This is a genomic window from Mesorhizobium sp. M7A.F.Ca.AU.002.02.1.1 (assembly GCF_003998535.1).
Classification (GTDB): domain Bacteria; phylum Pseudomonadota; class Alphaproteobacteria; order Rhizobiales; family Rhizobiaceae; genus Mesorhizobium; species Mesorhizobium ciceri.
In genome coordinates this window covers 1-6,356 of record NZ_RZPB01000334.1, presented here as the reverse complement: position 1 = coordinate 6,356, position 6,356 = coordinate 1, and the positions used below count along the sequence as shown (strand labels likewise).

Genomic DNA, 6,356 nt, shown 5'->3' with positions numbered 1-6,356 from the left:
GCGTGATGGTGGCAAACACCCAGAGCGGATTGGCGCCGAGCGTTCCCGCCGCCGCTTCCATCCTACGGTCCACCGCCTCGATCGACAGCCGGATCGCCCGCACCATCAGGGGAAAGCCCATGACGCCGCAAGCCAGCGCCGCACCTGTCCAGCGGAAGGAGAAGACGATGCCGAAATGCTCGGCCAGGAAGGCACCGGCCGGACCGCGCCGGCCGAAGGTGAGCAGCAGCAGATAGCCGGTCACCACCGGCGGCAGGATCAGCGGCAGATGCACCAGCCCGTTGAGAACCGTCTTGCCCCAGAACTGTCCCCGGGCAAGCAGAAGCGCGATCAAGATGCCCGGCGGCAGGCTGGCGAGCATCGCCACCGTTGCCACCTTGATGGACAGCCGGACCGCATTCCATTCGTCGGGAGTGAGGTCCAGCAGCCAGTTCATAGTGCCCCTTGGAACTCAGTTGCTCGGCGCGAGCACGGTAAATCCCTGATCCTTGAACAGCGCGGCCGCCTTGGCCGACTGCAGGCATTTCAGGAAAGCCGGCGTATCCTTGTCCTTCGAATCGGCGGTCTGGGCAACCGGATAGATGATCGGCGGATGCGAATCCTCCGGGAAGGTGCCGATCACCTTGACCCCCTTTTCGGCATGCGCGTCGGTGGCATAGACAATGCCAAGGGCGGCTTCGCCCGTCGAAACCAGTTTCAGCGCCGCGCGCACGTTTTCGGCCTGCGCCACCTTGCCCTCGACCGAGGACCAGACGCCGAGCGATTCAAGCGCGGCCTTGCCGTATTTGCCGGCCGGCACCGCCTTGAAATCTCCCATGGCGAGCTTGCCGTCGCCGATCAGCTTGGCGAGGTCGAAACCCTTCTCGATCCTGGTGTCGACCGCCGAGTCCTTCGGCGCCACCAGCACGATCTGATTGCCGAGCAGCTTCACTTCGGTGTCCGGCTTGGTCAGCTTCTTGTCGGAGAGATATTTCATCCAGTCGAGATCGGCCGAGATGAAGACGTCGGCAGGCGCCCCGCCCTCGATCTGCTTGGCCAGCGCCGAGCTCGCGGCATAGGAGACAGTCGCCGCCTCGCCGACATCGACCTCGCAGGCCTTGTTCACCGCGTCGAGCGCGTCCTTGAGGCTGGCTGCGGCAAACACCACCACCTTGTCTTCCGCATGCGCTGCCGGCACGACTGCCATCAGCGCCGCAGCCAAACCGCCAATGGCGATCGCCCTAGATCCAAAACCTGTGCGCGTCATGGAAAACTCTCCCTGGTTTGAAATCCGGCCGGCTCGAAGCCTGCTGACCGATATATCCGTATGAATATAACAAGGGAAGGCCCGGCGCCTCATGAAAGCGTCTGTACGACACCAATTGTTTTGGTAAGACCGGGAAAAGAAACCTTGGAAAGGAAACTCCGGTGAAGATCAGCGCCCGCAACGTCCTCAAGGGAACGATCGCCGAGATCGTCAAGGGAGCCACCACCTCGCATGTCAGGATCGACATTGGCGGCGGCGCCATCGTCACCGCCTCGATCACCAACGAGGCCGTCGCCGATCTCAAGCTCGAAAAGGGCAAGCAGGCCTATGCCGTGGTCAAAGCCTCGGACGTGATGGTCGGCATCGACTGAAATTTGCGGCCTTAGACCGCGATCGGCGCCTTGATCGACGCGTCGGCGACGTAGTTTTCCAGCCGGAAATCCTCGAAACGGAAGGCGAAGAGGTCCTTCACCTCCGGATTGATCCACATCGTCGGCAGCGTCCTCGGCGTGCGCCGCAGCTGTTCGCGTGCTTGCTCGAAATGGTTCGAGTAGAGGTGCGCATCGCCAAGTGTGTGGACGAAATCGCCGGGTTTCAGCCCTGTCACCTGCGCCACCATCAAGGTCAGCAGGGCATAGGACGCGATGTTGAACGGCACGCCAAGGAAGATATCGGCGGAACGCTGGTAGAGTTGGCAGGAAAGCCGCCCTTCCGAAACATAGAACTGGAACAGGCAGTGGCAGGGCGGCAGCGCCATCGCTTCCACCTCGGCTGGGTTCCATGCCGAAACAATCAGCCGCCGCGATTGAGGATTTCTGCGTATCTCCTTGAGAAGATTCGCGATCTGGTCGATCGAGCCGCCATGGCCGTCCGGCCAGGAACGCCACTGCTTGCCGTAGACCGGGCCGAGATCGCCATTCTCGTCGGCCCATTCGTCCCAGATCGAGACGCCATGGTCGGTGAGATATTTGATGTTGGTGTCGCCGGCCAGGAACCACAGAAGCTCATGGATGATCGACTTGAGATGCAGCTTCTTGGTTGTGGTGACGGGAAAGCCGCGCGCCAGGTCGAAACGCATCTGGTAGCCGAAGACGGAGCGCGTTCCGGTGCCGGTGCGGTCGCCGCGGTCGGCGCCGTTGTCCAGCACGTGCTGCAGGAGGTCGAGATACTGGCGCATCGGTTCCGGCTCGATTCGGTTGTCCAGCCATCATAACTGACAGACGGGCGATCGAACACCACAAAGCAGCGCGCAAGCTATGCCCGAAGCCAGTCAGTCCCCAACAACATCACCGGCTGGCGCATGGACCGCGCCAGCCCGGCGAATTGAAGCGCGGCCGTCAGAGGGAGCCGAGTTTACCCAGGTCCTTGGCAACCAGGTAGTAGAAGGTAACCCGGTTCTTGGTGTTGTCGGCGGCCATCGCCTTGCAGACCTTCTCGATCGAAGCGTCGGCCTTGCTGTCGTCCGATATGCCGAGCTTCTTGGCAACCCAGCCAGCCTTGACGCGCTCCAGTTCCTTCGGATCGGTGCAAGACACCAGCGAGGAATCGCGGTTCCGAAGCGCAATGCCAAGATGCTTCACGATTTTGTCGACCACGTCGGCACTCGCCGAGGCATCGTATTTCTTCACGTCTGCAAGATAGTCGGCCATCAAAATTCCCCTCGTCGGCGCCACGGATCCGATCGATGAGGGCTGTGGCGCGCTGCTGCAACTTGTGCGCTATGTCGGTAACTCCTCACCGGGGCAAAGCTTCGGTTGAGACCGCGCTCAAGTCAACCCTTCGGACTTGCGGTTTTGACACGGGGACAAAGTGCCATTGCGGCCTTTCATTTCCTGCGATCGCCCCCTATATTCGGTTTGTCGGCTTGACCGACTATGGCGATAAATGGGCGATGAAATAAGCCGTTCGGACCCGGGGGCGGTACCCGGCGCCTCCACCAAAAGCCGCTGTTGACGACAGAGCGGTTTTTGCTGGGGGCGAAATAGGATCGACGAAGGTGTAAAGATCGTACTTTTGCCCGGCATGGTACCACCGTCATCGGGCTAAACCTGTAGTTGCAAATGACAACTATGCGGAAGCACGTCTCGCCGCGTAAGCGGTGCGATAGCTTCAAATCAAGCCCTAGAGGTTCGCACTTCTAGGCGGGGTTCGGAGGTACCTGGCAACAGAAACCTCCACTTCTCCCCTCCTCGGATATCCAGCATGCGCGACGGCAGTTCCGCCGCGAACGCGCCCTGCCGCGTGCTCCCTCTCCATGGACAAAACATGCAAAACGATTCCGATCGCTTTTTTGTGCTGACCGGCGGTCCCGGCTCCGGCAAGACCACCTTGATCGAAGCCCTGCGCCGGGCAGGCTTTGCCGCCTCGGTCGAAGCCGGGCGTGGTATTATCCGCGACCAGTCCGCCATTGGCGGACCCGCTTTGCCCTGGCACGATCGCGCCCTGTTTGCCGAGTTGATGCTGTCATGGGAGATGCGCTCGTATCAAATTGCGCTAGAACAGACCGGGCGTCCTGTTTTTTTCGATCGAGGCGTTCCGGACACGCTCGGCTATCTCAGCCTGAGCGGCCTGCCGATACCCGAACACGCCCACGCTGCCGCAGAGCGCTTCCGCTATCATCGGCGCGTCTTCGTCGCCCCGCTTTGGCCGGAGATCTTCGCGCAGGACAAAGAGCGCAGGCATACGCTCGACGAGGCCGAGCGTACCCACCATGCGCTGGTCGGCGTCTATACGGAACTGGGCTATGAGATGGTTCCGTTGCCGCTGGCCCCCGTCGAGGCGCGGCTGCGCTTCGTGCTGGCGCAAACCGGGGTGTAGCCTTGAAGTCGGACGCAATCGAGCGGGATGCACTATTCAATTCGAATGCATCCCGCTCTGGGGTCTATACCAGTCCCTGGCCGATCTCATCGGTTGCACTGGCGAAGGTCTCGCCGGGCAAGAGCATCTCATTATGGGCTCTGCCCGTCCGGATCATCGGAAGGCAATTGGCGAGTTCGGCAACACGGCAGTCGAAGAGCACCGGCCGGTTTACATCGATCATTTCCTGAATCGCATCATCGAGGTCGGCCGGCTTCTCACAACGTATGCCGACCGCACCGAACGCTTCAGCCAGTTTGACGAAATCGGGCAAAGTTTCGGAATAGGAATGCGCCAGGCGGTTTCCGTGAAGCATTTGCTGCCACTGGCGAACCATGCCCATGTAAGAGTTGTTCAAGATGAATATCTTGATAGGCGCATTGTACTGAACCGCCGCCGACATCTCTTTCATCGTCATCTGGACAGATGCGTCGCCGGCAATATCGATGACAAGGCTTTCCGGGTGCGCGATCTGCACGCCCAATGCCGCCGGCAAGCCATAGCCCATCGTACCAAGGCCGCCCGACGTCATCCAGCGACGCGGCTTTTCGAAACCGTAGAACTGGGCCGCCCACATCTGATGCTGGCCAACTTCGGTCGTAATGTAGGTGTCGCGATCCTTCGTCAGCGCGTAGAGACGCTCGACCGCGTATTGCGGCATGATCACCTCGTTGCTCATTTCGTAAGAGAAGGAGTTGCGCCCGCGCCAGCGCGCGATCTGTTTCCACCATTCGTCGAGGCGTCTTCTGTCAGGGTTTTGCGGCAGCGCACGCCATGAGCGAACCAGGCTGTCCACCACCTTGCCGGCATCGCCCTGAATGCCGACGTCGGCACGGACGGTCTTGTTGATCGAGGACGGATCGATATCGACATGGATCTTCCTTGAGCTCGGTGAAAAAGCCTCCACGCGCGAAGTCACGCGATCGTCAAAGCGGGCGCCGATGCAGAGCATAACGTCGCACTCATGCATGGCCATGTTCGCTTCGTACGATCCGTGCAGGCCGACCATTTTCAGCCAGTTCTTGCCGGATGCCGGATATGCGCCAAGCCCCATGAGGGTCGAGGTGATCGGGAAATCAGTCAGTTCGACAAGCTCCCGCAGCAGTCTCGATGCCTCCATGCCGGAATTGACGATGCCACCGCCGGTATAAATGACTGGACGACGGGCATTGGCCATCAACTCTATCGCCTTGCCGATCTCGTTGATGTCGCTCTCCACCGTCGGCCGACAGCTCTTCAGTGCAGCAGCATCCGAGGGCGGCGTGTACACGCCGGTGGCAAACAGGACGTCCTTTGGCATGTCGACGAGGACAGGTCCCGGTCGTCCGGACTTGGCGATGTGAAAAGCCCTGTGGATCGTTGACGCCAGTTCGTTGACGTCCTTGACCAACGAATTGTGCTTGGTGCAGGGCCGCGTAATGCCGACCGTGTCGCATTCCTGAAAGGCATCGGAGCCGATCAGCGTTGTCGGCACCTGTCCTGTCAGGCAGACGATCGGCACCGAATCCATAAGCGCATCCTGCAGTGGCGTTACCGCATTTGTCGTGCCTGGACCGGATGTGACGAGCATGACGCCGACCTTGCCCGTAGACCGTGCATAGCCTTCGGCGGCATGGCCCGCACCTTGCTCATGGCGCACGAGGATATGCTTGATGTCATCCTGTTGGAATATCTCGTCGTAGATCGGCAGCAAGGCGGCGCCAGGATAGCCGAAGACATGCTCTACGCCATTGTCTCTGAGTGCATGGAGAACGATCTCCGCGCCTGTCATGCGCTTGCTCGCGGTTTGAATAGGGTTCTCGCCCGTCATGGTTCTGATCCGTGGTGTATTGCGTGATGAGGATGATTGACGGGGCATCGCCCGGATTTCGGGCATAAAAAAAGGCCCCGTCAGGAGCCTGTTTACCGCGCATGGGTGGCTATCGCCGGATGGTTACACCATCCTGCCCATGCGCTTTCCTACCACCACGAGAGCCGTTGCGATCATCATGACCATCGCTGCTACAGCCGAAACCGGGCGTCGTCAACGCCTTTCGGACGGAACTGTCCGCGCCCAATGGCAAAGAGGCCGGCATGAGCCGGCCCCTTCGTTCTCATCGAAAGTCTACTACTCGGCCGGCGCCTCGACGGCCTCGCGAGAGCGGCCGAGCGTGACCTTGGCCAGCGTGAAGGAAATCACCGCGCAGAGCGTGATGCCGGCCACCATCGGCAGCGGCGTACCGTCGAAGAACACGCCGGCAACACCCATGGCCAG

The 6,356-nt window shown here is 60.6% G+C and carries 7 protein-coding genes, 1 other RNA gene and 1 pseudogene; 3 read left to right on the top strand and 6 right to left on the bottom strand.

Annotation, left to right across the window (positions count from 1 at the left end; genetic code table 11):
* On the bottom strand, positions 1–436 hold a 436-nt coding region (locus tag EN879_RS20060; RefSeq protein WP_127274200.1), incomplete at its 3' end, for an ABC transporter permease subunit.
* A gap of 15 nt (positions 437–451) precedes the next feature.
* Entirely contained in the window at positions 452–1,246 is a 795-nt protein-coding gene (gene modA / locus EN879_RS20055) for a molybdate ABC transporter substrate-binding protein (protein ID WP_063168281.1), read from the bottom strand.
* Positions 1,247–1,407: 161 nt separating this feature from the next.
* On the opposite strand from modA, the gene EN879_RS20050 reads away from it, so the two are divergent.
* A complete protein-coding gene (locus EN879_RS20050) occupies positions 1,408–1,617 on the top strand; it encodes a molybdopterin-binding protein (RefSeq protein ID WP_024501417.1) in 210 nt (69 codons plus the stop codon).
* 11 nt (positions 1,618–1,628) lie between these two features.
* On the opposite strand, the gene EN879_RS20045 is transcribed toward EN879_RS20050, so the two are convergent.
* A complete protein-coding gene (locus EN879_RS20045) occupies positions 1,629–2,423 on the bottom strand; it encodes a thymidylate synthase (RefSeq protein WP_024501420.1) in 795 nt (264 codons plus the stop codon).
* A gap of 160 nt (positions 2,424–2,583) precedes the next feature.
* Positions 2,584–2,895, bottom strand: a complete 312-nt coding sequence (locus EN879_RS20040) for a DUF2853 family protein (RefSeq protein WP_013531020.1) — start codon at positions 2,893–2,895, stop codon at positions 2,584–2,586.
* Between the two features lie 170 nt (positions 2,896–3,065).
* Here EN879_RS20040 and ssrA point away from each other — a divergent pair.
* Positions 3,066–3,425, top strand: a transfer-messenger RNA (tmRNA) gene (gene ssrA, locus EN879_RS20035).
* Between the two features lie 86 nt (positions 3,426–3,511).
* Complete coding sequence (locus tag EN879_RS20030; RefSeq protein WP_199489657.1) at positions 3,512–4,063, top strand: AAA family ATPase; 552 nt, start codon at positions 3,512–3,514, stop codon at positions 4,061–4,063.
* Positions 4,064–4,127: 64 nt separating this feature from the next.
* On the opposite strand, the gene EN879_RS20025 is transcribed toward EN879_RS20030, so the two are convergent.
* Together EN879_RS20025 and EN879_RS40060 are read right to left on the bottom strand one after the other, a co-directional pair.
* Positions 4,128–5,912, bottom strand: a complete 1,785-nt coding sequence (locus EN879_RS20025) for an acetolactate synthase 3 large subunit (RefSeq protein WP_063168283.1) — start codon at positions 5,910–5,912, stop codon at positions 4,128–4,130.
* 297 nt (positions 5,913–6,209) lie between these two features.
* Positions 6,210–6,356 (bottom strand): annotated as a pseudogene (locus EN879_RS40060) (Bcr/CflA family drug resistance efflux transporter); the annotation flags it as partial.

Bases quoted from the DNA above. Each gene is read 5' to 3' on its own strand.
- modA (WP_063168281.1), bottom strand. From the start codon at position 1,246: ATGACGCGCACAGGTTTTGGATCTAGGGCGATCGCCATTGGCGGTTTG.
- EN879_RS20045 (WP_024501420.1), bottom strand. From the start codon at position 2,423: ATGCGCCAGTATCTCGACCTCCTGCAGCACGTGCTGGACAACGGCGCC.
- EN879_RS20040 (WP_013531020.1), bottom strand. From the start codon at position 2,895: ATGGCCGACTATCTTGCAGACGTGAAGAAATACGATGCCTCGGCGAGT.
- EN879_RS20030 (WP_199489657.1), top strand. From the start codon at position 3,512: ATGCAAAACGATTCCGATCGCTTTTTTGTGCTGACCGGCGGTCCCGGC.
- EN879_RS20025 (WP_063168283.1), bottom strand. From the start codon at position 5,912: ATGACGGGCGAGAACCCTATTCAAACCGCGAGCAAGCGCATGACAGGC.